The 22,815-nt window shown below is 54.7% G+C and carries 23 protein-coding genes and 2 pseudogenes; 14 read left to right on the top strand and 11 right to left on the bottom strand.

The window, feature by feature from the left end:
• Nucleotides 1-838 (top strand): flippase activity-associated protein Agl23 (locus C5B91_RS20735; RefSeq protein ID WP_158589930.1); only part of this gene is annotated, 838 nt, incomplete at its 5' end.
• Between the two features lie 304 nt (nt 839-1,142).
• Entirely contained in the window at nt 1,143-1,718 is a 576-nt protein-coding gene (locus tag C5B91_RS20730; protein ID WP_119712994.1) for a hypothetical protein, read from the top strand.
• A gap of 27 nt (nt 1,719-1,745) precedes the next feature.
• On the opposite strand, the gene C5B91_RS20725 is transcribed toward C5B91_RS20730, so the two are convergent.
• From C5B91_RS20725 to C5B91_RS20700, 6 genes and pseudogenes are all read right to left on the bottom strand, one after another.
• The gene (locus C5B91_RS20725; protein ID WP_119712993.1) at nt 1,746-2,888 is read right to left on the bottom strand and encodes a DUF63 family protein; all 1,143 of its coding nucleotides are present in this window, start codon (nt 2,886-2,888) and stop codon (nt 1,746-1,748) included.
• 249 nt (nt 2,889-3,137) lie between these two features.
• Nucleotides 3,138-3,698 (bottom strand): DUF420 domain-containing protein, encoded by a 561-nt coding sequence (locus C5B91_RS20720; protein ID WP_119712992.1) that lies wholly within the window; start codon nt 3,696-3,698, stop codon nt 3,138-3,140.
• A 252-nt stretch (nt 3,699-3,950) separates the two neighbouring features.
• Nucleotides 3,951-5,068: pseudogene (locus tag C5B91_RS23135) on the bottom strand (site-2 protease family protein).
• A 57-nt stretch (nt 5,069-5,125) separates the two neighbouring features.
• Entirely contained in the window at nt 5,126-5,575 is a 450-nt protein-coding gene (locus C5B91_RS20710) for a DoxX family membrane protein (RefSeq protein WP_158589929.1), read from the bottom strand.
• Between the two features lie 134 nt (nt 5,576-5,709).
• Nucleotides 5,710-6,150, bottom strand: coding sequence for a plastocyanin/azurin family copper-binding protein (locus tag C5B91_RS20705; protein ID WP_119712990.1), 441 nt, complete (start codon nt 6,148-6,150; stop codon nt 5,710-5,712).
• A 176-nt stretch (nt 6,151-6,326) separates the two neighbouring features.
• Nucleotides 6,327-6,833, bottom strand: a complete 507-nt coding sequence (locus C5B91_RS20700; RefSeq protein WP_119712989.1) for a DUF192 domain-containing protein — start codon at nt 6,831-6,833, stop codon at nt 6,327-6,329.
• A gap of 268 nt (nt 6,834-7,101) precedes the next feature.
• On the opposite strand from C5B91_RS20700, the gene C5B91_RS20695 reads away from it, so the two are divergent.
• Nucleotides 7,102-7,563: a DUF2062 domain-containing protein gene (locus tag C5B91_RS20695; protein ID WP_233547779.1), complete on the top strand. Its 462-nt coding sequence runs from the start codon at nt 7,102-7,104 to the stop codon at nt 7,561-7,563.
• 99 nt (nt 7,564-7,662) lie between these two features.
• A pseudogene (locus C5B91_RS22785) lies at nt 7,663-7,809 on the top strand (RNA-guided endonuclease TnpB family protein); the annotation flags it as partial.
• A gap of 89 nt (nt 7,810-7,898) precedes the next feature.
• Here the strand turns inward: C5B91_RS22785 and C5B91_RS20685 are convergent.
• Nucleotides 7,899-8,555: a hypothetical protein gene (locus C5B91_RS20685; protein WP_147374897.1), complete on the bottom strand. Its 657-nt coding sequence runs from the start codon at nt 8,553-8,555 to the stop codon at nt 7,899-7,901.
• 385 nt (nt 8,556-8,940) lie between these two features.
• Complete coding sequence (locus C5B91_RS20680) at nt 8,941-10,491, bottom strand: spermidine synthase (RefSeq protein ID WP_119712986.1); 1,551 nt, start codon at nt 10,489-10,491, stop codon at nt 8,941-8,943.
• Between the two features lie 850 nt (nt 10,492-11,341).
• Here C5B91_RS20680 and C5B91_RS20675 point away from each other — a divergent pair.
• From C5B91_RS20675 to C5B91_RS20655, 5 genes are all read left to right on the top strand, one after another.
• A complete protein-coding gene (locus C5B91_RS20675) occupies nt 11,342-12,583 on the top strand; it encodes an RNA-guided endonuclease TnpB family protein (protein ID WP_119712985.1) in 1,242 nt (413 codons plus the stop codon).
• Between the two features lie 281 nt (nt 12,584-12,864).
• Nucleotides 12,865-13,515 (top strand): rod-determining factor RdfA, encoded by a 651-nt coding sequence (gene rdfA, locus C5B91_RS22030; RefSeq protein WP_158589927.1) that lies wholly within the window; start codon nt 12,865-12,867, stop codon nt 13,513-13,515.
• Between the two features lie 111 nt (nt 13,516-13,626).
• Complete coding sequence (locus tag C5B91_RS20665; RefSeq protein WP_119712983.1) at nt 13,627-15,564, top strand: archaea-specific SMC-related protein; 1,938 nt, start codon at nt 13,627-13,629, stop codon at nt 15,562-15,564.
• Nucleotides 15,565-15,830: 266 nt separating this feature from the next.
• Nucleotides 15,831-16,736 carry an archaeosortase A gene (artA, locus tag C5B91_RS20660; RefSeq protein WP_119712996.1) on the top strand — a complete coding sequence of 302 codons (906 nt, stop codon included), beginning with the start codon at nt 15,831-15,833 and terminating at the stop codon, nt 16,734-16,736.
• 58 nt (nt 16,737-16,794) lie between these two features.
• Nucleotides 16,795-17,559: a hypothetical protein gene (locus C5B91_RS20655; RefSeq protein ID WP_119712982.1), complete on the top strand. Its 765-nt coding sequence runs from the start codon at nt 16,795-16,797 to the stop codon at nt 17,557-17,559.
• Between the two features lie 104 nt (nt 17,560-17,663).
• On the opposite strand, the gene C5B91_RS20650 is transcribed toward C5B91_RS20655, so the two are convergent.
• Entirely contained in the window at nt 17,664-17,960 is a 297-nt protein-coding gene (locus tag C5B91_RS20650) for a hypothetical protein (RefSeq protein ID WP_119712981.1), read from the bottom strand.
• Entirely contained in the window at nt 17,957-18,265 is a 309-nt protein-coding gene (locus tag C5B91_RS20645; protein WP_119712980.1) for a hypothetical protein, read from the bottom strand. The genes C5B91_RS20650 and C5B91_RS20645 overlap by 4 nt, the downstream gene beginning before the upstream one ends.
• Nucleotides 18,266-18,520: 255 nt before the next feature.
• Between C5B91_RS20645 and rdfA (C5B91_RS20640) the strand changes: the two genes are divergently transcribed.
• Together rdfA (C5B91_RS20640) and C5B91_RS20635 are read left to right on the top strand one after the other, a co-directional pair.
• Nucleotides 18,521-19,126 (top strand): rod-determining factor RdfA, encoded by a 606-nt coding sequence (gene rdfA / locus C5B91_RS20640; protein WP_119712979.1) that lies wholly within the window; start codon nt 18,521-18,523, stop codon nt 19,124-19,126.
• Nucleotides 19,127-19,227: 101 nt separating this feature from the next.
• Entirely contained in the window at nt 19,228-19,602 is a 375-nt protein-coding gene (locus C5B91_RS20635) for a type IV pilin (protein WP_119712978.1), read from the top strand.
• Nucleotides 19,603-19,688: 86 nt separating this feature from the next.
• Here the strand turns inward: C5B91_RS20635 and C5B91_RS20630 are convergent, their stop codons facing one another.
• On the bottom strand, nt 19,689-20,234 hold the full coding sequence (locus C5B91_RS20630) for a hypothetical protein (protein ID WP_119712977.1): 546 nt from the start codon (nt 20,232-20,234) through the stop codon (nt 19,689-19,691).
• Between the two features lie 831 nt (nt 20,235-21,065).
• Between C5B91_RS20630 and C5B91_RS20625 the strand changes: the two genes are divergently transcribed.
• The 3 genes from C5B91_RS20625 to C5B91_RS20615 form a co-directional block, all read left to right on the top strand.
• On the top strand, nt 21,066-21,668 hold the full coding sequence (locus C5B91_RS20625; RefSeq protein WP_158589926.1) for a ferric reductase-like transmembrane domain-containing protein: 603 nt from the start codon (nt 21,066-21,068) through the stop codon (nt 21,666-21,668).
• 158 nt (nt 21,669-21,826) lie between these two features.
• Nucleotides 21,827-22,474 (top strand): metal-dependent hydrolase, encoded by a 648-nt coding sequence (locus C5B91_RS20620; RefSeq protein ID WP_119712975.1) that lies wholly within the window; start codon nt 21,827-21,829, stop codon nt 22,472-22,474.
• Between the two features lie 185 nt (nt 22,475-22,659).
• Nucleotides 22,660-22,815: metal-dependent transcriptional regulator (locus C5B91_RS20615; protein WP_394337651.1), on the top strand; the 156-nt coding region annotated here is incomplete at its 3' end.

The following is a 22,815-nucleotide window of genomic DNA, read 5'->3' as shown; positions in this document are numbered from 1 at the left end:
TCTGGGTGACTTCCTCGAAACGCTTGCGTTCGGTGCTGCACCATTAGGTCTCCTCGCTGTCGCGGGATTTCTTGCGAATCGATATGCTGCGGAGACTCCACGGGAATTCGTTGCATTCGCTGGCTATTGGGGGTTCGCCAGCATCCTCGGATACCCCCTCGCAACCGACATCAAAGCGCCGTGGACGACTATTAACGCGATTGTCCCGCTGGCGATACCTGCGGCGGTCGGTGCAGGGCTGTTGTACCGACGAGCGCGACGGGCTATTGTGAGCGGAAATAGTCTCGATAGTAGTCTCACCGTCCTCTTGGTGTTGGTCGTTGTCGGTGGTATCGCCGTTCCTGCAGTGGACGTCGCGTATCTCAACAGCTCTTCCGAGACGAACAAAGAGGTATTGCAGTGGGCACAACCGAGCAACGAAATGAAACCCACACTCCAGAACATGATGGTCATCTCAGCAGCGCACGATGGGACCGACGTACTCTTCTACGGGACCAGAAATCCGACCAATGAAGACGAAGTCTTGTTCTACGTCAGTAATGAGAGCAGCCTTCGGCAACCGCCGCCGGGCGGGCCCAACTGGCACAGTCGACTTCCGCTCCCGTGGTATCTCGAACGGGTCAACGCGACCGTGATGAGTACAAGCCCTGAAATGAATCCAACCGAATTACGCGAGGACGCACCCCCTATCGTCATTGCGTACAGCTGGGATCAGGAAGCGCTCGCACCTAATTTACCGGGATATACCGTTTACCAACACGATTTCAAACTCTGGGATGAGGAGATCGTGATTTTCATTGATAACACCCACCCAGCAGACCACGAGGCACGTGAATGAACCCAGAACGCCCACTCTCGTCGAGATCTACTACCCATCCATTCGTGTTCGGTTAAGGCCGCAAGTGTTGAATCCCAGGGATTCAAGGATTGGCTCAGCTGGTTCGAAAGGCCGAATTCGGGCTCATCAGCAGTCGTTCGGAGTTGCGACCGACCTAAGAATATTACTGGCAGTGTTAACCGAACACGGATGACTACCCATCGAACGAACCCTATACAATGTGTTCGTTATGAAGGAGGTTGAATCGTATCACTGTTTGACCGGAATCTTATGACGACGGGGTGTATACCGTCCCAGTAGCAGCATGCCCGAATGCGACTACTGCGGAGCATCGTTCGGGGATGAGGACGCATATCTCACTCATCTCGGCGACGAACACAGTGACGACCTCGGCCGGATTGATCGGCGCCGTGTCGAACAGCACCAAAACGAAGACTCGAGTATAGATCTTGAGCCAGGGCCAGTCGTATTGGTCGGGATCATTCTCGTGGCCGGGATATTCGTCACGTATCTCACTGTATTTAGCGACCAAGGACAGCAGGCAGGCCCCACCCATATCCACGGTACGATCACCATGATCATCGATGGAGAGCGTGTTCCCACTGCACAACAGCAAGGCTCGGCAGTCTTCCATTTCCACGGAGATAGTCTGCAGTGGCACGTTGAGACTGCAGATGTCTCTCTCGAACAGGCGATGAACGCCGTTGGGGTTGAGATCAGCGAGGAACGTGTGGTATACGATGGAACGACCTACCGCGAGGCCGATCAAAACACGACGCTCACGTACGAAGCCAACGGCCAGCGGATCGTTCCCGGTGAGTATGTACTCAAAGACGGCGACGAGATTCGTATTTCCATTAACACTGATACTGGCTCATGATCCTCACATCGGTTAGATCACCGTAATTCAGATCCCAAATGTGGCCCGGACCATATCTCGAGTACCAGGACCTAATCCGACTGCGAGGATCGCGATCAACAGCAGAACTGCATATCGCGGGCTTTCTTCGAAGATAGCTTCGTCGAAGATCCAGATGACGCCGACTGCCGCGATGAGCTTGATGAGCAAGAATGGCCAGGATGTTCCGATAACCGACGTAATCGATGGTGGGAGGAGCTGACCCGTGATGTCAATAACGGCTCGGTTCACTGGGTGCTTGGGAAAGTAATTCGAAGGAAGGCCCAGTGCCGTTGCCCAATTGGTGAGAATGACGTTCGCGGCCCCGTCGACGGCGTGGCCCCAGAGCACGGCCAGACCAATATAACCGGTTCCATGGTTGACTGTCGGCGCGTATCGTTGGAGCCCGATCCAGATCCCACCTGTCGTAATTGTAGCCACGAGGAGTGTGATGAGCGTAATCTGCGGATAGAGCTGGACGTACTCCGTCGCTATTGCGAGCCAGAGAAGATAGACAATCGTCGCGCCTAGCACTATCGTCCCGATGGCAGTCAACGGCGACCGATAGCTGTCGACCCACTCTCGTCGGGCAGGGACGACACTCCCGACGAGTGCCACGAGCACGATCACGAACATCGTGAAGTAGATAATCGGACTGATAATGAGGGTGTTCAAAGGATACGCGATGAGGGGGTCGAATCCGGACGGAACGGCATCGTTGGCATCCTCAACGACGCGGAGTACACCACCGAAGAACATGAACGGAATGAGTGCGAAAAAGAGTTCCCTGTCTCGACCGACATCGAGTCGCCGAAGCAGGAATAGGACGCCCACCAGCATGAACAGGAGAATGACCATGTAGCCGATCTCGGAGACGACTGTGTATCCAGGCTCGGCGACCACAGCTCCCTGTTCGATTGCTGTTTGGCACGCATCGGCGCTGTTCAGCAATCTCACGCTGCCGCCGTCTGAGACGGCACATTGTGCGCTCTGCGCGTCTGCATAGACTGGGCCCCAGAAATACTGCCAGATAAATCGGTCATACACCCATCGGGGAAACGCGAGTGACCCCCCGATAAGGACGACGAGACCAACGATGGACGCGCCGAGCCACGCTCGTTCGGGGGCGATCCGCTCGCTACTCATTGCCATAACTTATCTGAAGTGGTTAATGCGAGGGCTTCAACGTTCCGGGACTGGGATTTCGATCATCCCGACCGAGTCGGACAGTATTTCTTTTCGTCATTCACAGCGTATTCTTCCGGAAGTTCCTCATCGAGGAGGGCAGCCCACTCAGCAAGTCGGTGGTGTGAGGTGTCGGACATCCGTTCACCGGTTCGGGACTCATCTGCGAACGGTATAGACGTGTCGACCGGGGTGACTCACTACCTATTGTGCCTCTCAATATACCACATAGAGAAGTAAATAAACGATGAGGCCGAGGGCGAACGAGACGAGCCACAGCGAAGCGGCGATCCGTCCTATCCTCGGATGACGTGTCTGTGGTATCTCGTGGATTGGTCGAGTGACCGCCAGCAGAAGGACATAGTATAGTAACGGAACACAGATGATAGCGAGCAAGATGTGGATGGAGAGGAGCGGCAAATAGACGAACTGACGTATGACCTCTGGGCCCGCGAAGGGCGTTGGCCCTTGTAATGCCACTTTGTAGAGATAGAGAATCAGAAATGTCGCGAATAGCATGACTCCGCTAAGCATCGCTGCCCGATGTCGTTTGATTTGTCCGGCACGGATCCAATACCAACCGGCCCCGATGATCAGAATTGCGAGCCCACTGATGATCGCGTTAACGAGTGGGATCGCGTTGAGAACCCACGACGGAGCTTGTGGGAGGAGTGTTTTCGGAATCGTCCCGAGTGCCGCACCAAACACGAGGGCAAGCGAGACAACTGTCAGAATTCCCGCGACTTCCGGGACGCGGTGTTTGACTCGCAGATCCATACTCGATCGTTGCTCTCCTGTTCAAAAAATCCGCTTATTCGGTTATCTGCATCGTACGAAAAGGAACTGAAATTCGAACGGTGAATGGCGTCCGTGAGTTGTCCGATTTGCTAATCAGTTCGAGTAATGAGACGCAGGTTGTCTCATACGGTCGTGCGTAACTATCTCTAGCGATCGTCGGGAAACCGGCGTGTCAAGACCGATGGGACGGACCTTGATCCGTGAACCGAAAACGAATTACGCACGACCGTATCAGGAGACGATCTGGATCGGGACCGGCGTAAAAGCGAGTATCCCGAGGACGAATGTGGTGATCGCGAGTATCTTCCGCCCTGTTCCGAGTTCTCGTTCCAGAATCGGAGTCGCAGACCCCGCCCTCACAAACACGAGCGTGAACGCCCCCAGAATGCCCACAGTCCAACGGCGTTCCCATCGCCTCGAGTAACGAAGAGATATCCCGCGAGACCAAAGAGCGCGAACGGGACGGCCTTCGCAACCGTCTCGTGACTGTCACCAAGTACAGCACGAAGGATATGGCCCCCGTCGAGTTGCCCGACTGGGAGGAGGTTTAGGAACGTCACGAACATCTCGACCCAGCCGCCGATTACGACTGGATTGACCGCTTTCTTCGGGTCGGTGTAGCGGAGCGGTTGTCCGGGTGCCCACGCGATGAACTGCAACAACGGCGGAAATCCGAGACGGATCTGTATCGCGTTGGCCGAGGTCGCCGCGTGTTCCGGAACCGTTATCGGTGCTAACAAGAGGCCAATAACGGAGACAATGACGGTCGCTATGAGCCCGGCGAGTGGCCCAGCGATGCCGATATCGAAGAGCACCTTCCGACTCGGCATCTGCCCCTGCATCCGGATCACGGCGCCGAGCGTTCCGATGAACGTCGGAATCGGAATGAAGTAGGGAAGGGTCGCGTTGACATCGTAGTAGCGACTCATGGCGTAGTGACCGAGTTCGTGGATGCCGAGGACGCCCATGATTGCGGCTGCGAACGGTCACGCATTGATGACATTCAACGGTGAACTCGCAATCGAAATGTGGTACCACTGTGCTCCAGCAAAGAGTGTCGTTCTGACGGTCGCAACGGCCAACAGGATATTGACCCAGGGAAGTCCGCTGGATTCTGTCTGTCGTGGCTCCGCGACGAGGGCGTGCTCGCCCAGCTCGGTGGTGAGTGAGACCTCGTAGCCCCGATCACGAAACACCGGCCAGAACGACTCGAGGATCTGTTGCCTGGAGGCGAGCGGCTCACCGTAGTAGCGGAGCTGACCCTCGCGGATTCGAATCTCGTACACTGAAAAAAGTCCGTCAAGTTCATTTCGTGGCGGAGCAGTCTCAGGAAGATCGGCCTGTGCCATGATTCGATCTGGATTTTTGGTCTTCCGCCGAATAAGCCCTGTTTTCACCCGTGACCATCAGCGAGTGCAATCGGACCGCTGGGCGGACAGGAGCGTCACCCCGAGTGCGAGCGCGACCAAGCCAAGATCCCTGATGAGGATGTCGACGAATTTCCCAGTCAGTATCACCCCCGTCACTAGGTCGAACACCACCGCAAGCAACGAGAGCGTAATAACACCCGCGACGATCGTCATGTAGAAGCCGGCGATGAGTGCAACGCCGAACAGGAGTTCGAACACGCCGTTGGCCATCATCACGAGTTCGAACGATACGATCGATTCGGGCCAGAGCGCCGTGACCCAAGGGGCGGCATACTTGGTCCATGCGTCGGGGGCGACGAGCTTGTGCGCGCCGGCGAGGAAGATGACTGCACCGAGGCTGATACGCATCACGGGCAGTGCGTACTCCGAATACTGATCCAGATACCCGATGTATCTGTCTCTGTATTTCGCGTTGGTGGGACTCATAGGAGCGAAGAGTCGCTGGTAACGGAAATAAATAGTGCTACGGTATACCACAATTCGTCTCGGCTGGCTTCCCATCCGTACAGAATGGGTCTTGGAAGACCCGTGGGTTCGATTACGTGAGCTGTACTTGCCAGTTACTCACACGGGAGGCTTGCATCCAACGAGACGTCTCCGACAAGGACGACCCCGCACTGATTGGATTGGCCATGGATTGTACAGTAATACTCGTAGATCCCCTCCGAATCGAACGTGTTCGAGACTGTAGCACCCGCTGGTAGATCCTTTGCGACGTCCCAGTCAGCCGCTGCGTCGTGGAATTGCTCGCTCGTCACGTCGTGGGCGAAATCATCCTCGTTCACCCATTCGACGGTTGTGCCAGGTTCGACTTCTAGTCGAATTGGATCGAACGTCACGTCGACCGCCGTAACTGTCGCGTCGGCTTCGGAACCTCCGTTCTCGTTTTGTCCACCGTCTCCCGGTTCAGTTCCCTCGTTATTTCCGTTACCGCCCGTACAGCCGGCAATTGATGCTGTGGCGAATGCTGCTGATGTCGCTAAGAACCGTCTCCGATTCATGGAAGGACCTACAGAGACGAGTTATATAATAGATTCGATGGCTGATACGGCAGTGCGCCTCAACGATTGGGCCATACTCAAACGGGAACTTCGAAGCCAATGTATCGGTACCAATCGCCCGTACCCTCAATCACGGGATATGTGTCTAATCGTGGCGCATCGTCATATCCATGCGTTCACTCTCGGTATGTGATCTCCACGAGATCACCCTTGGTGATGTTCTTTTGCTCTGTGTATCCACGAGGAACTTCGAGCACCCACTTCGCTTGACCACGATAGGGCGTAAGTTCCCCCTCGTTCGTATTCGGTGGAGGGGCGGAGGCATGATGGATTTGGGTAATCCGACCATCAGCGTCAATAAAGATGATATCGAGTGGAAAATCCATGTCACGCATCACGAACGTGCGCTCGCCTTCACGGTCGAACACAAACAGCATGCCAGTTCCGTTCGGGAGGCGCTCCGTATCGCTCAAGCCACGATAGCGCTCCGTCGGTGTGTCGGCTACCCGAGCTTCGACTGTGGCTAGCGTTGTTCCGTCCTCATTCGAGATCGTTACTTGAGCGCGTTTCTGATCGTCTGAGAAGGGTGTAGACAGGAGCCCTAGATTTACCCCTACGAGCACCGCCGCCGTGACGATTAACAATCCTCCCACGATTATCCAGATGCGTCGCCACGAGGCCATAATCAAACCACGCACGGTAGTCAGGTAACAATTGCGAACTGATCTACTTGGCTTTTCACAGAACTTCTGCTGTCTCCTGTTCGGTTAATCTCGAAACTCTTGCGACGATAACCTCCAAGGCTCTTACCGAACTCAGTGAAACAATAATATCTGATTTGCATCATACCTGCTTGTGAAGAATAAGGCGCGTATCTTGCAGATTAGAGAATCCAAATGTTGAACATCAAGAGCTACGTTAGATATTCTATTAGTGCGAGATCAATTGCGGGTGTATCGGAAGCGAGTGTGGAACGGGATCAAGCGGGCGCTTGCCGAGGATCACACACCACATGAGATTGCCGCAAGTTTCGCTCTTGGGACATTTGTTGCGGTACTGCCGACCGGTGGAACCGCTCTTGTGCTTTTCGTCATCGTAGCGTACTTTTTCGAGCGGGTGAGCAAACTCGGGCTTCTCGCGTCAGTGATCGTGTTCAATCCTCTCGTGAAATGGAGTATCTACGGGGTGAGTGTGGGACTTGGGATATGGCTGCTCGGTCCAGTTCCGGGTGTGGCGCTGTCAAAACCCACACCTGGTGACCTCTTCACTGCTGCCCCGGATCTCCTCATCCGACACCTGCTTGGGAACATCATCTTCGCAGTTAGCCTCGCAGCCGTAGGATACATTCTAACTCTCTATCTCCTCCGAGCGTACGTCCGAAGAGAGGGTGGGTCCCTCGAACAGCGCGTCTGAACGCCAAGTCAAAGCGATATGTACAGCCTCTAAGTCTTGTACGCCACTCTGTACCAATATCACCCACACAACAGTTGTTTCACTAGATTCGGCAAGAGCCAAAATATCGGGCTGCGCTACGCCCGGAAGCGGACACACAGACTCCGTTCCTCGCCCAAGCCGGGGAACGGAGACGCACCAGTAGACGTGCGTGTGAATGGTGGGACGTTGAACGGCGAGAGTCACCGGCCTATCGCCGGCGACTGATCGGCGGGAGTCCACATCAAAGCCCCACCCTCCGGGAACGAGCGGGGTATCCCGCGAGCGAGCAGGGTGGGGTAGTTTACATACCTGTATTAGCTTCCGACAACCGCCTCGGGATCAAGCCCAGTAGTATCCGTCTCGACAGCTTGTGAGTCTCCTTCTTGCGGATTTTTCACTATCCCCTCGAAACACCATGTTCCAGTCCGTGCATCGACGATGAGCGTATCGTCCTCATACGAGATCGAGTTCACCCTCTCTACAGGGAGGATCGTTGCTTGTTCAGTCGTTTCAAGACTAGCCAAGTCAAGTGAGATATTGGCCATCGTAACCTCGTCGGATGTCTTCTGGACACGAGTGAAATCGTACGTGCCCGCCGCTTCAAGCCCGTATCGAGAGTCAACCCCCTTCAGGGGTGTGAGCCATATGTCTTCGTCTCCGGTTCGGGTTGCTTGCGACTCGTAGAACTGTTCAAGCACCTCTTGATACGCGTCTCTGACGTGTCCAACCGACAGTTTCCAGGCGATGACTCCGCCAATCGCACCCACTATTGGCAAAAGGACCGCGACGAGGAGAGCCACACTCCCGAGCAAGATCCCAAGCGGGAGTAAGGTTATCGCACCGGCGAAAAAGCCGAGGAGAAACCCGTTCAAAACAATCTGCCCTGGATCCCAAGCAAAGCGCCATCTCCATCCGTTGGTACCTTTGTCGTGAGAAGCTACCACTGTCACATGTGACTCTACGAGTACCACTACGAATCAGTTTGGATATCACATAGGCGATGTGAGCAGTCACATATTGGTCGAACTCTGTGTTCGTAGGTGGCCAGCGAAACAACTGTAATGTTGACTCGGGATCAGTGGAGGCGAGCGATACATACAATATGGCGGACCCACTCGCATCTGACACGGTAAGCAAAATACCGGTCTCAAAGAGGTTGATATTCATACATGCGCTATACTGTCTACATACTATTCGTTGGCGTACTGATCGGTGTGTGGCTGCTAGTTCTTTCTCTCTTCGATAACTCACTTGTGATCTCCGTGTCGACTGTCGTAATCATGGGTGCGCTGATTGCTCTTCTGATCTATTATAATTCGAATGGCACCGATACCGATGGATGAGAGCTGTCTGGGCTCACGCAGGTGATGCCGTTTCGTTTGTCTCGATGACGTACTTACGGCCGAGCATCGGATCGAGTAACTGGGCGACTGGAGCCTTATCATCCCGGAGGACTGGAACGTCGCCTGTCTTCACGTCCGTCCGGTAGAAGCTGATTTCGTGACTGAGGTTGAGGCCGATGTCGCGCCGCCGGTTTCGCTCCGAGAGTTCAGCCTTCGATACTCGTCGAGAATTTTTGGTTGCAATCAGCTCGATGTTCTGGACGAATCCCGTCCGAGACGTGGGGAAACTGTAGACCTGTGGGAACACCTGTGCCATCGTCTTGTACTCCGCTCGGTAGAATTCCGAGCCTGGGCCGCTAGGTGCCGAAATCACGTTCGCAAACAGGATGCCGTTTTCGTCTAATTTGCTGGATGCAAGCTGCATGAACTCTTTCGTTGTCAGATGAAATGGGACTTTGTCCTTCTGGTAGGCGTCGAGGATGATCAGGTCGTACGTCTTGTTCGTCGATTGGAGGAACTGGCGGCCATCGGCGTTGTAGATGTTCAGTTGCTCTGATTCTTGGACACGGAAGTACTCTTTCGCGGTTTGGATGACAACCGGGTCGATCTCAACGACGTCGACGGTAACGTTGTACTTCTCGGCAAAGATTTTCGGACCAGTGAATCCGCCGCCACCAATGAACAACACTCGGTCGATATCTTCACGCATCAGTAGAGGGAGATGGAAGTACCGGGTATAGTCAAAAACGTGCTCGTTCGGCTGATCGAGATCCATCGCACTGTGTCGCTGCCCTCCGAGATAGAGGGTTCGGACGCCATCGCTATCGACAACTCGCAACTCCTGGTAGGGTGTTTGGGTTTGGGAGACGACGTCTCCGGAGACAACCACTCCGGCCGAGCTCCCGGCGACCGCTCCGACAAGAAGTATGGAGACGAACAGGATCGTGGTCAGTGTCTGCCGAGGAATCGTTGGAAGCGCAACCCGAATTGCGGCGAGGATCAAGAGGCTACCGAACAGAAACCCGATTAGGTCGACGCTCAGTGATGGAATGAGAAAGAAGGTCGTCGCGAACGCGCCAACGATACTCCCGAATGTCCCCAGAGCAAACACATGCCCGGCAGCATCACCTGTGTTTTGTTTCTCTGAGAGTTCTGCTGCGTACGGGCTGATGAACCCGAGCATATACACTGGGGGCCCAAAAAGGATTGTGACTGGAACGAGTGATGCAAATCGGGCGGGGACGGGAACGACACTGGAGGCGCGTAGCATCAGTTCGCCAGCGAAGATGAGGAAGGCGACATAGGCGGCGGCAAAGAGCAGCAGCGACGTTATTCGGCCGTAGGTAGCGTTTGTCTCGGCCTCTTTGCCGCCACGATAGTATCCGAGGCTCAGTGCTGCCAGAAAGACACCGATGATGCTTCCCCACGTGTAAATGCTACTTCCGAATTGGGGTGCGATAATCCTCCCCGCGAGAATCTCTAGCCCCATGCTGGTCGTTCCAGCAATGAGGACTGCCAACTCGGCTCTCGTCAGTCGAAGGGAACGCTTGAACACGGCTCGCATTACGATATCACCGGACTGAATCCCTATAAATACCCCCTGTCCTGGCCTAGGCCTTCAATCCCTACAGATCAAGGCGTGAGCCTCGGGGTCGTTTGGAAGACCGCAGATCTTCCGTGATGACGAGACACCGTCGGCGTCTCGAACCACTCGGCCCGGAGGCGGTTCGCGTGTCCTGTTTCCAGTTCTCGCGAGGAATCAACGTACAGAAGATTGGCTCTGCGACGTGAACGGGTTGTAAACCAAATCTATTCAAAGATACAAGGCAGGATTCCACGGGTCACCCGACCCGGGGTTGTTGATCTCTTTTGAGTTGGGTGATGTTGGAGTCTCCGTTCTTCGGTGTTGCGATCATGCACTCGGAATTCGCTCACGGACGGTTTGGGCAATACCCGCCGTCGCCGAACAGTTCGGGCAAGCCAATATCCGTCCCTGTGTGTCAGCAAACACGCGAGCGAACCGCTCAGAGACGTGCCTGCCGCAGTGGTTGCAGTTGGGCATGACCTCCACCTAGTACACGTTTCTCTTTCATCTTCCGGGATTAAATATGTTCTCCAAGCTCCGACCCAATTTCGAACATTCGAAGTCAGATTCCATCTATCCGTATAGATCTTGGAACCTTTGCTGTCCCGAAATCGAGTGTGGGATGGGCCATGGTGGGGGAGAGGGGCTTCGGGGCTTGGGGTGCAAGACAGCGGTCAGCCTACCAAGGGATGGCCGTCCCACATCCTCTATTGGAACACGGGATTTATTAGCGGTCAAGGCGAATACCCCGAGGCTTGACCTCGGGGATGAAGCCGACACTTAGGGATACAAACCATTAACTGACAATACGCCTAATCAAAGGATAGCGATGGAATACAGTCACCGCTACCACGCTTACCCAACACAAGAGGTAGCGGAGAGGCTGGAACATCATCTGAACGTTCATCGCCAACTCTACAACCACGTCCGATGGGATTATGAACAAGCCCCGGAAGACGACAAACCAACCGAGTTCGACCAGAACAACAAACTCCCCGAGTGGAAACAAAAGTGGCCGATATTCGCGGACACATACTCGAAAGCCGCACAAGCCACCGTCGCACGCTTCCACCGCAACCTCTCGAATCTTCGTAAGAAGAAAGAGAAGGGGTACAACGTTGGTCGGCTCAAGCGGCAAGCACCCACCGAGTATCGGAGTGTGACGTACAACCAGTCCGGGTTCGACCTCGATGAAAAGAGGGACCGTGACAGGATTGCATACGTCCGCTTCAGCAAAATCGGCTGGGTGAAGATTCGCTATCACCGCCCGATTCCTGACCACGCCACCATCAAGGAGATCACGTTCAAGAAGGAAACGACTGGCGAGTGGTTCGTCTCCTTCGGCCTCGAAACCGACGATGATGACCTACCCGAGAAGCACGATGTGAACTCGCTTGATGCGAGCAATAGCGTTGGAATTGACCTCGGCATCCTGAACTACATCCACACGTCGAACGGTACGACCGTTGACTGGCTCAACCTCGAAGACGACTACGACCGACTCCGACGCGAACAACGGAAGTTGTCTCGTAAGCAGAAAGAGTCGAACAACTACGAGAAGCAACGCTTGAAAGTCGCCAAGGTCAAGCGTCGGATTCGACGCAGAGTGCTGGACTATCAGCACAAAATCACGACGTGGCTCGTCAAAGAGTACGACGCTGTATTCGTTGAGGACTTGGACGTGAAGGGGATGCTCGAACAGTCGCATAACGCTCGCAACAAGCAGGATGCGGCGTGGCGACAATTCATCACCCTGCTCGAATACAAAGCCGACCTGTACGGCTGTCACGTCGTACAGGCCGAAGCACGAGGAACCACCAAAGAATGTGCGTCGTGTGGCGTGGAAACAGCGAAACCAATCTGGATTCGAGAGCATTCGTGTCCGTCGTGTGGGTTTGAAACGGATAGAGACGCGAACGCGGCGATGAACGTTCTCAAGAGAGGCTTTTCTGAACTAGGGCTGGGATGGCCCGAATCAACGCCCGTGGAGACTGTGACCGCTACGGATACCGCTGATTTCCAGCGTGTGTCTGCAAGTCACGTCGTAGAAACGGGAAGCCTCGGGGCTTGACCCCGAGGCGATTCACCAACCTTTGTCCGCCAGATCGTCCGACTCGTTCGAATCCATGGTGGTCCAATCAACGAATTCGCCTATCGCACTCAGCGTTTCACACTCATACAGTTGTGAAGTATATGTCTCAAAGGTTTCAATCCACAATAGCATTGGAATAGAAAGTCTTTTGAGATCAAGTCCCGCAATTGCTTTGAGAAGTCTGTAGATTTCCGCCGCTAGTGGGGCATACTTCTCAGTTAATTTTTTAAACTCTACCCCATATAAACTAGGCACGAGAAATGCCGAGCGTACAACGAATGGAGAATCGCACTGGAACTGCCTGTGGATGTAAGATCAGTCGGGCCGCCGAACAGTATCAGCTCGACGAGCTGGACGAACGACTGTACCACGCCCATCAGATCGAAGGAGCCAGCCTCCGCGAACTCGAAACCGTTGTGAACAGACGGATTCTGGAGAGTGCCTTACAAGACGTAGGTGTCGAAACGCTCGGTGATGTCAGCGACCTCTATCAACGGCTGACCGACGACGATGTCAGTGCTGGCGACCGAGCAGAGCTCAGAACACGTCTCGAACAAGTTGGAGTCGATCTTTCCCAAGTCGAATCGGATTTCGTCACTTACCAAACGGTACGCAAGCATTTGCGTCAATCGCTCGGTGTTGACACCAGTGGCGGGACGGACCTCACCGTCTCCGATGCCCATACACGGATTCACCGGCTCCAGTCTCGAAGTGAAGCCGTCATTACGGAGACACTTGAACACCTACGTCGGGCCGAGACCATTGAGGCGGGGAAACTCGATGTCGTACTCTCGATGCGCGTGTCCTGTGAATGCTGTGGTGACTCATATCGTCTCGCAGACCTTCTGAACCAAGGACACTGCCAGTGTCGTGGTAAAGCTAGCCAAGAGCCCGAAGAATCCATCCAATGAAACCAACCGTGATCAGATTCGAACATGAGCTGCGATCGAATCAGAACCGACATTCGCCTCGAATCCTGCAGTGCATCGTGAATAATCCATTCAGAACGACGACCCAGTAACATGCCACAACAGATTGACAACAAATCAGTGTCAGTTTCCGTTCAGAATCTCGGCGGTATCGACACCTGCAACGTCGAGTTCGGACCAGACGTGACGATTCTTACGGGCCACAATGCGACAAATCGAACGTCATTACTCACTGCGGTTGCAAGTGCATTAGGTGGTTCGGCCGGGGCGCTCAAAGGCGACGCCGACCGGGGCGAAGTCACACTAGAACTCGACGGGGACACCTACACCCGACGATTCATTCGTGAGAACAGTGGGGTCCGTGTCGAAGGAGAGCCGTATACGACCGACGAGACGCTCGTCGATCTCTTCGCTTGCCTTCTGGAGTCGAATCCTGCGCGACAGGCCGTCGAACGTGGTGATGACCTTCGGGAACTCGTTATGCGGCCAGTCGACATTGATGAACTACAGACGCAGATTCGAGAACTCGAGGATGAACGGTGCGAACTCGAAGAGCGTCTGTCTACAATCGAACGTCAACGCGACCGTCTGCCTGATCTAGAGCAACGACGGACGACCCTTGAGGAGGAATTGGAAGACGTCGAAGAGCAACTCTCGGCCCGCCGTCAGGAAATTGAGGCACACGAGGCCGATCGAGAAGAGGCGAGTGCCGCCCAAGATGTCGTCGAGACACACCAGGAGACGCAGGCGAAGCTCTCTGATGCCCGTCAAGAACTCGAAACACAACAGACGAGTCTGGAGGCACTTCGGGACGAACGCGACGAGGTCGAGGCTGAACTCGAGGAGGTGGATGGCGACGTATCCGGGGAGGTGCAGGAGCTTGAGACGGAATTAGAGCGACTCCGGGAACGAAAGCGCATTCTGGCCGACGCTATCAGCGATCTCTCGGCCATCGTCGAATTTAACGAGGAATTGCTCGAAGGCGGAACTAAAACGGACGAACTACTGGGTCGGACGGAGTCGGACGATGTCACCGCACAGCTTGATCCAACGTCCGAAACGATCGAATGTTGGACGTGTGGGAGCGACGTCAAGCGCCAGGAGATCGGTGAACGCGTCGACGAATTCCGACACGTGATCGAAGAACGACGGGCGGATCGCAAGGCTGCTCAGGAGCGGATCGAAGAACTCAGTGATCGACAAGCAGAGCTCGAAACGCTCTCTACGAAGCGGGAACGGCTCGAACACCGACATCAGGAGATCGAGACCGAGATTCAGGATCGACAGGACCGGATCGCGGAACTGCAGGAACGAGAAGCCAACTTCAAAGAGCGGGTAACCCAGCTCGAACAGGAGATCGCGGAGACGGAAGACCTCCGCGACAGCGATCTCTTGGAAAAGTACCAAACCGTCAGCGAACTGGAGTACGAACGTGGTCAGGTAGAGCAAGAGCTGACTGATGTTCGTGACGAGTTGCAGCAGATTGAGGAATTAGCGGATGAACGCGACCAACTCGAAGTACAGCGCGATGAGCTCCAGACTGAACTCTCGTCGCTCCGGACGCGAGTCGAGGATCTCGAACGGGAGGTCGTTGAGATCTTCAACGACCGGATGGCAGACATCCTCGAATTACTGGAGTACGAGAACCTCGAACGCATCTGGATCGAGCGGAAAACCGATGGGTCTGGTTCCGGAACCGGTATTCCTGATAGTTCGTTCGATCTTCACGTTGTTCGAACGACAGAGGATGGCACCGTGTACGAGGATACGGTGGACCACCTGAGTGAAAGCGAACGCGAGGTGACTGGCCTCATTGTTGCGCTGGCGGGCTATGTGGCTCACGATGTCTACGAGACGGTCCCTATGATCCTGTTGGACTCGGTTGAAGCGATCGACGCATCCCGGATTGCTCGGCTGGTCAAGTATATTGCTGAGATCGTTCCGTATCTCATCGTCGCCCTGCTCCCCGAGGACGCAGCTGCGCTTGATGACGAATATGCACGCCTCTCAGCCGACGAACTCCAGACATAGGCTCAATCAATACTCGGTTCATATCCGCCTTTGCGAAGTAGGTGAGCTGCCTTGATGTCGAAAGGTTAGAGACTCTGAAGGCCTTGTCATCCCGGAGAGCAGAGTTTTCTTAAATGACCCCGAGGCAGTCGGCTTGCTCTGTCTATAGAGTACGGAGAGGGGTCGGGACACTTCCTAAGGAAAAGGAACGTCGTTGACGGAAAGGTCTATAAGCTACCCGTAGAGACTCCAATCTGCCAACGATGCCAGGTCATTTAGGTGGTGCTATCCCCGGCGTTCCAGTGGTTACTGATCCGTTCGCGTGGATCGTTATCGCGAGCTTCGTCATCGCAACACTCGTTCACAAGCGCTCACCCTTTGGAAAGGACCTGCCAGTTCTCAAGCCTCGACACGCGGCAACTGGTGCGTGGCTTCTCTTCGCCATCTTCTGGCTACTTCTCGTCCCCCACTTCGCCTTCGTGCAGAAAAGCTACATTGAAGGCTTCCTGAGTGCCGCCGCCGTTCCTGCGAGCTTGTATACGGCGTATCTCGTCGGGACTGAAAAACGGGACCTCTCCACGCTTACCCAGTCGATTGCTCTCATGGGACTCATCTACGTGCCATTCCTCACGGTTGCGCCGTTGCAAGAGTGGCTCATTGAGGCGACTACGAACAATGCCGAGTGGCTCCTCACGGTGCTTGGATACTCGCCCGCTATTGTTGCGGGAGATCTCGGCTATCAGAACACCTTCCGATTTGTCCTTCCGAACAGTCATCGTATCGAAGTGAGTGTCATTCTCGCCTGTACAGGAATCGGAAGCATGTCTGTCGTCTCTGGACTCATCACGTCAACCAACGCCTCTCTTTCACGCAAACTCCATGCCGCTGCAATCGCGATCCCTGTGATTTATCTCGCAAATATCCTTCGCGTTGCGTTCATCGCTGTGGCGTTCGGCAAGCAGTGGTTCCAGGTCTACGTTCAGGAAATCCTCTTTCTGTTTGGAGCTTCTGACCCGTACTTGGTATCGTATTTCGTCTCTGATCGGATCATCTCACAGAGCCTTTCCGTTGTCGTGCTCGTTGGCTTAGTCTGGGCACTCCTTCGCGTCGTCCCGGAGCTGTTCGAAGTCGTTGAGGATGTCGCGTACATCGCGACCGGGAACGAATACCAAATCCGTCAAGCATTCGATTGAGGCCAGCTTCGTGGGCCGACGGGATGTTTTATGTTCCCGTACGGTTTCCATCTCTACGATGGATTTCACAACCGGAGCAGGGCTATTACTAACGGCCGGAATTCTCGGTATCACGCACGGAATCGAGCCCGATCACGTCGCTGGTATCACTGCACTGACCCACGAACGGGGTGATCCGAAACTCTCGGCACTCGTCGGCGGGTGTTTTGCTGCCGGTCATGTGGCACTCGTCGTCATTTGGATCGTACTCGCATACGTACTGCTCGGAACGACGGCATTCCCTCCCATATTTGAACAGTTTGGGCTATTGCTTGTCGGAATCGTGTTATCGCTTTTGAGTCTCTACCTTGGAATCACAGGCACTCGGAAGCTCATACACAGGCATGCTCATGACCACAGTGACGAATCACACGCACACTACCACCTGCATCTGCCACTATCAATCCGTACCCGTACAAATCATCACAGGAATCATGTCGAAGACCTCGGAGAACACTCGCACAGCCACGGGGTCCTTGAGTATCTCAAGATCGGCTTCGTCGGTGCGTTGTTTACCCTATCGCCGCCGGTATCGATGCTTGCGTTCACCTCGGTTGCACTGGCGGAGACGGATGTGGCCCTTCTGCCCGGAGTCGTAGTGGTGTATGGGGTCACGATTGTTGCCACAATGACCCTCATCGGCGGCGGGGCAGGCGCTCTGTTTCGTGTCTCTACAGCTCGTGGACAGCACTTTCACGCGGTTTCGCAGGTTGTCGCATCGGTGCTGGTATTGGGAGTCGCGGGTAACCTTCTGGCCGATCTCATCCCCGAATTATTAGCGTGATATCCACCTCACCGAAAACGTCGGGATTCTCGCCTTGAAAAAGATGGTCGACAGCCGTATTGGGAAACAATCACCGGGTCAGCGAGACGGTTGTCTTTCTCAAATCATGGTCCGGAGAGACGTTTGATGGACGGCAACGTCTCGTGCCGGGCAGCAATCAGCGAATACAGTCCCGCTGCTATCGAAAGGATGAACAGGAGATGTGCCACCTGAAGTCCGCTTGGCCAGTAGAATAAGAACGCCAGTTGTGCCGTGATCGATAGCCCTGTCCCGGCAGCGATTATCAGGAGGAATCCACGATGAATCACGAGGAAACGATCCGAATGCAGGACGAATGCGATTCCCGCCAGTATTCCAAGGCCGACCAACCCTTCATACAGCTCAAACATGTCCACGATCATCTGCGATCACCGCGTGCAACCACGGCTATGTCGGGATGGAGGGTGACGAGCCGGAAGACACCGAGTGCTAGCACAGTGTAGGACAGCGGTTCGAGCGCGTTGACAATCGGCGGGTGTTGGGGCCAGAAATACAGCAGCCCGTGAGAGACGGTGAAGACCACTGTGGCTGCTAGCACTGGAAGCAACATCCGGCGGTAATTTGAGTCTTTGAACTCGTGATACGCGAGGACAGCTAATCCGATGGAAATCACACCCACGAGTCCACCGAGGGCGAGCACGACCGCGGGGGATGGATCGACACTCATACGTGGTGAACGGTTACGTATCCGCATATGTGTATTGGTGCTCTCTGCTTCGGGATCAATAGTGGTAGACCCTCGACAGATAAGATATACAACCCCACGGGTACACATTCGGCATATGGCTGTATCGATCAATCCCACCGTTTTTGCTTTCTCGGAGACTACGATACTGATATAATGAGGCACCCAACCATCCTGGTCGATCAAATCAGAACGAGTCTCCCCGATGATGACGAGTTCGGGACTCGATAAACAGGCATGCAACGCTTCAACGACTGCGGCTGCAAGGTCGACCGAAAAGCCGAGGAGTACGGGCTCACCGATTTGGACGAGGAACTCTACCACCGGCATCAGGAGCGAGGGGCCAGTCTTCGTGATCTCGAATCATACGTGAACATGCGGATGTTAGACCGTGTACTGGAGGACACGGATATCGTTCTCCTCGACGGCGTCGAAAGTGTCTATCACATACTGGCAGGAGATGACGTGAGTGAGGGAAAGCGCGCTGAAATCAGAAGTCGACTCGAACAGGCTGGAATCGATGTCGACAAGCTCGAGAGTGATTTCGTAACCTATCAAACCGTCCGCAAACATCTTCGAGAGGCACTTGACGTAGATACTGGCGCGCGAAAGACACTCGACGCGTCGGATGCCGACACCCGCATTCGCCGGTTGCAATCACGGAGTGAGGCGGTCATCGCCGAGACGCTCGAACAGCTCCGGAGAGGTGAAAAACTCAAGACTGGAAAACTCGACCTTGTCATGTCGGTGCGTGTGACGTGCGAGAACTGTGGTGATTCATACCGGCTGCGAGAGCTGCTCGACAGCGGTCGGTGTCGCTGCGGCGGTACTCTCTCCCAGTAACGGACATCGACAAACTCCCCCAAGCACAAGCGTTATGACGACATTTCACGGTAGGCCGGATAGAAGTACGCGATGGCGATTCCCCCCACCTAAAGGCTGTAATGATTGACGACGGCGAGCGGATCCTGGATCTCATCGGCATCATCCTCGTGATGTTCATCATCGTAAGCGTTGGAATCCTCATTCTTGCTGCAATGAACGTGCCGTCACAACGGTCGGCAGACGAGCCAGAAGTGGATTGGGCGCTCACCCGTACGAACGCCACACACGTCCAGATTACACACGACAGCGGGGAGCCAGTCCCGGCGTCGGAACTTATTGTGACGGTGGATGGATTCGAACGACGCGTAACGTGGTCCGGACTCATCAGCCAGGGAGATTCCGGCGTCGTTAGGGGAGACCGCCAACAAGTGGTCCGCCTCTACTGGACCGGCGGGCTCGGAGATCGCTCACTGCTAGCGAGTTGGGAGATATAGCAATAGCAGTACAGCGTGTCATAGAATCGTTCCCAACGAATTGTTTTCACTCTACTATCCAGTGAAACGGTGTTAGAGAGATGTGCTTATTGAACGGCTCGACCGAGTCGATAGAACGGATATGAGAGTATTGCAGTGTACACGATGAGAGTACCAGCGAGGATGAAGCTCGCGAAGCCAGCCATGCCCCCGATAGTAGTTCCCCGGATTATGTGTGCGCCGGCAAACGGAGCCAGCGAGAGGACAACGAGTCCTGTTCCGAGGCGCTGGCTGGTTTGCTCAGTCGCAGCGCCTCGAACTGCTGCGAATCCGGGGGCAGCGCCAGCAAGTCCAATCTGAGTAGCCAAGAACAACGGAACAGAGACGAGCACAGTAGTTGCGAGAATCCCTATGAGAGCACCACCGATTCCGCCTGCAAGGACGATCGTCGTGGGCTGCTGGTTGTCACTCTCGGCGAGCCACACTACCGCACTGCCGACAGCCAGTGCAGTAGCACCAACAGCGGCGGGATACCCACCGCCGGGAGCAGCACCAATTGCAGCTGCTGGATCAAGCGCCGGAGACACTCCGATGTTCAGTAGTGTATCCCAATAGAGCGACGTGAGTAAGAGGAGAATCCCGACTATGAGCATAAGCCCACCGACATAACGAGAGCGCATATTTACCCGGGACCTCCGATACGGCAAATGCTTTCTGCTGATTGAACGGAAATTCCTCGACTACTGCCTCCCCTGTATCTATCCCTTCAGTCACTTCGAAAAGTACGACAAGAGTCCTATGACACGTTCTAGCAGTAAACTATTCCACCCCTCCTTCACTCGGGGGTAACTGACCCACTCGCTTGTTGAGGGTGAGGTCTCCACATAGCGCTCTTCCGTAGGAGATTGTTGATACAGCTCTCCGGAGAGGAGTCGGACCAGAAACTGCCCGTCTGATCGCCCAACGACCGGGTTCTAGTCTCACTCAGTTCATCACAGAATCGCAAGACTGCTCTACATCAACAATGTGCTACACAAGAGCGCCACATAGAATACGGTGAACTCTCGTGCCCTACTCGCTCCCCTGCTGAACGTTGAGGATTGAGGGCTAGCATCTTCGTCATCGTGAAAACAGATCGAGATTTCTACAGGCTGAGCAGGCCGAGTGCCCCGGGGCTTGACCCCGAGGCGGTTCACTCTAACAGATGCGATCACGAGTCCATTTTGTGAGGACGACTATTCGCACGCACCACCGCGGACGTCATCTTCTGCGGTACTCCGAAAACCCACTCTCAAAAGGCTTATTTCATCGATCGATGAAATAGGACCGACTGGGATATGGGTACAGAAACAGCACAAGCTGACGAGGGTCGGACAGTATCTGCCTCACACAGAACAATCATATTTCAACACCTCGGAGTCGCTCTGATTACGATTTTTCTTATATATCTCGCTCTGCTTGGTCATAGACAGTGGTCGGCCGATATGCGGTTCTGGCGTGCGATTGGGGACGCATCATTCATTTTGCTCTCGATGGCTCTCGCGATAGGACCCCTCGTCGAACTACGGCGGGAGGCGACATCCCTGTTGAAATGGCGACGCCCGTTGGGGATCTGGTTCGCGCTCACGGCCACCATCCACGGTTACCTCGTGTGGGATGGATGGGCACGGTGGTCCGTGAGACGCTTCCTCGGGTTTGAAGATCTCTCTGCGGTCGGTATCGAAGAACTCGTCTTGACGGACCCAGGATTTGGGCTTGCCAACCTCATCGGTGCCGTCGCCCTCATTCTGGCTCTCGTCCTTGCCGCTATCTCGTCCGATCGAGCGATGCAGGCGTTAGGATATCAGCAATGGAAGTACGTCCAGCGATTAGCGTATGTGATCTTCTATCTCGTCGGTCTCCACGCGGCGTATTTCATTTTCCTTCACTATGAACTCAGCCTCCGGAACCTCGTCTTCCAGAACCCACCCCCGCCAGACCCAAACTGGTTCCGCTTCTACTTCGTGGGTCTCGTGGCCATTGTCCTTGTACTACAATGGAGTGCGTTCGCAAAACGGGTCGTGAAGCATCGACAAGCCCATGGCTGATGTAAAATCGCACGAAATTCACGGTGGTGGGTGGGAACGTCTTTTGGATGCTGGACGCCTCACTCATGCCAAATTCGGCGCTCAGGCAAACCACGACGGGCGCCATGCAGAGGTAGTGGTCCGAAAGGGCTAATGAGTCGTTGGCGTAGACAGAGAGTATGCCCTCAACCCTCGTCCACGTTGCGGTTGCTGGTCTCATCGGAACTGCCTTGCTAGGCCACTACTTCGACTTGAAAGGGATTCTGAGTGTCATGGGACTCACTGCCTTCATCGACCTCGATACGTTATTGGGGATCTGGATCCAGGGTGCTCATCGAGCATATCTCCACACGCTTATGTTTCCGGCTGTGTTGGGAGTTCTCTTGGTTTGGGACGTGTACGTCCGCGACGAGTCGTACCTTGTGAACCGCTGGGGTAGATACGGCGTCCGAGTCGTCTGGGTGAGCATTGTCGCCTTAGTGGTAGCACACAGCCTGTACGATGCGTTCTTCAACGGTGTCAATCTATTCTGGCCGCTCCACGACCGCTTCTACGACCTCTCGGGACAACTACTCGTCTCCGACCAGCGGGGTATCGTCCAGACGTTCATCGAACTCGGACCAGACGGTGAGACGGCCAAGGGGACGACGAAGAATACCCACTACTACACCGGTGTCGATCCCACCCGCGGACCGGAGCCGGAAAACGCCGAACGCGTTTTCCACATCGTCAATACGGGTGAACGGCTTGTCCTGATGCTTACCGGTTTTGCCGTCGTCGTATACCGAGTCTTCGACGTCCGAAGACACGATCTCTCTCCAGAGTAAGTGATGAAGTGTGTTCTCATTGTGGAGTGTGAGAAAGACCACACGCACCACTGATTCACTCCACAATGTGTCTCAAGGGTGGTCTTGGAACGGTCTGATGGGCCTGTTGCTGAGAGAGCACGGCAACGCGATCACTCAGATATTCGAGTAGACAATTTTATTTATTAGCCTCATCTAAACCACGTATGCTCACCAGCGTGATGGAGGATTACCTCAAAGCCATTTACGAGCTTCAGGAGGCCAACCATGAGTTAGTCTCGCCCTCCGAAATCGCGTCACGGCTTTCGGTCAAGCCCCCGACTGTAACGACCATGACGAAGAAACGCGCCGAACGGGAACTC

Source organism: Haloferax sp. Atlit-10N (genome assembly GCF_003586325.1).
GTDB lineage: Archaea > Halobacteriota > Halobacteria > Halobacteriales > Haloferacaceae > Haloferax > Haloferax prahovense.
Note: the sequence above shows the minus strand (reverse complement) of the source record. Positions and strands in the feature narration are given on the sequence as shown.

What these genes read in the sequence shown, in the direction of transcription:
- C5B91_RS20730 (WP_119712994.1), top strand. Translation starts at nt 1,143, where the DNA reads ATGCCCGAATGCGACTACTGCGGAGCATCGTTCGGGGATGAGGACGCA.
- C5B91_RS20725 (WP_119712993.1), bottom strand. Translation starts at nt 2,888, where the DNA reads ATGGCAATGAGTAGCGAGCGGATCGCCCCCGAACGAGCGTGGCTCGGC.
- C5B91_RS20720 (WP_119712992.1), bottom strand. Translation starts at nt 3,698, where the DNA reads ATGGATCTGCGAGTCAAACACCGCGTCCCGGAAGTCGCGGGAATTCTG.
- C5B91_RS20710 (WP_158589929.1), bottom strand. Translation starts at nt 5,575, where the DNA reads ATGAGTCCCACCAACGCGAAATACAGAGACAGATACATCGGGTATCTG.
- C5B91_RS20705 (WP_119712990.1), bottom strand. Translation starts at nt 6,150, where the DNA reads ATGAATCGGAGACGGTTCTTAGCGACATCAGCAGCATTCGCCACAGCA.
- C5B91_RS20700 (WP_119712989.1), bottom strand. Translation starts at nt 6,833, where the DNA reads ATGGCCTCGTGGCGACGCATCTGGATAATCGTGGGAGGATTGTTAATC.
- C5B91_RS20680 (WP_119712986.1), bottom strand. Translation starts at nt 10,491, where the DNA reads ATGCGAGCCGTGTTCAAGCGTTCCCTTCGACTGACGAGAGCCGAGTTG.
- C5B91_RS20675 (WP_119712985.1), top strand. Translation starts at nt 11,342, where the DNA reads ATGGAATACAGTCACCGCTACCACGCTTACCCAACACAAGAGGTAGCG.
- rdfA (WP_158589927.1), top strand. Translation starts at nt 12,865, where the DNA reads ATGCCGAGCGTACAACGAATGGAGAATCGCACTGGAACTGCCTGTGGA.
- C5B91_RS20665 (WP_119712983.1), top strand. Translation starts at nt 13,627, where the DNA reads ATGCCACAACAGATTGACAACAAATCAGTGTCAGTTTCCGTTCAGAAT.
- C5B91_RS20655 (WP_119712982.1), top strand. Translation starts at nt 16,795, where the DNA reads ATGGATTTCACAACCGGAGCAGGGCTATTACTAACGGCCGGAATTCTC.
- C5B91_RS20650 (WP_119712981.1), bottom strand. Translation starts at nt 17,960, where the DNA reads ATGATCGTGGACATGTTTGAGCTGTATGAAGGGTTGGTCGGCCTTGGA.
- C5B91_RS20645 (WP_119712980.1), bottom strand. Translation starts at nt 18,265, where the DNA reads ATGAGTGTCGATCCATCCCCCGCGGTCGTGCTCGCCCTCGGTGGACTC.
- rdfA (WP_119712979.1), top strand. Translation starts at nt 18,521, where the DNA reads ATGCAACGCTTCAACGACTGCGGCTGCAAGGTCGACCGAAAAGCCGAG.
- C5B91_RS20635 (WP_119712978.1), top strand. Translation starts at nt 19,228, where the DNA reads ATGATTGACGACGGCGAGCGGATCCTGGATCTCATCGGCATCATCCTC.
- C5B91_RS20630 (WP_119712977.1), bottom strand. Translation starts at nt 20,234, where the DNA reads ATGCTCATAGTCGGGATTCTCCTCTTACTCACGTCGCTCTATTGGGAT.
- C5B91_RS20625 (WP_158589926.1), top strand. Translation starts at nt 21,066, where the DNA reads ATGCGGTTCTGGCGTGCGATTGGGGACGCATCATTCATTTTGCTCTCG.
- C5B91_RS20620 (WP_119712975.1), top strand. Translation starts at nt 21,827, where the DNA reads ATGCCCTCAACCCTCGTCCACGTTGCGGTTGCTGGTCTCATCGGAACT.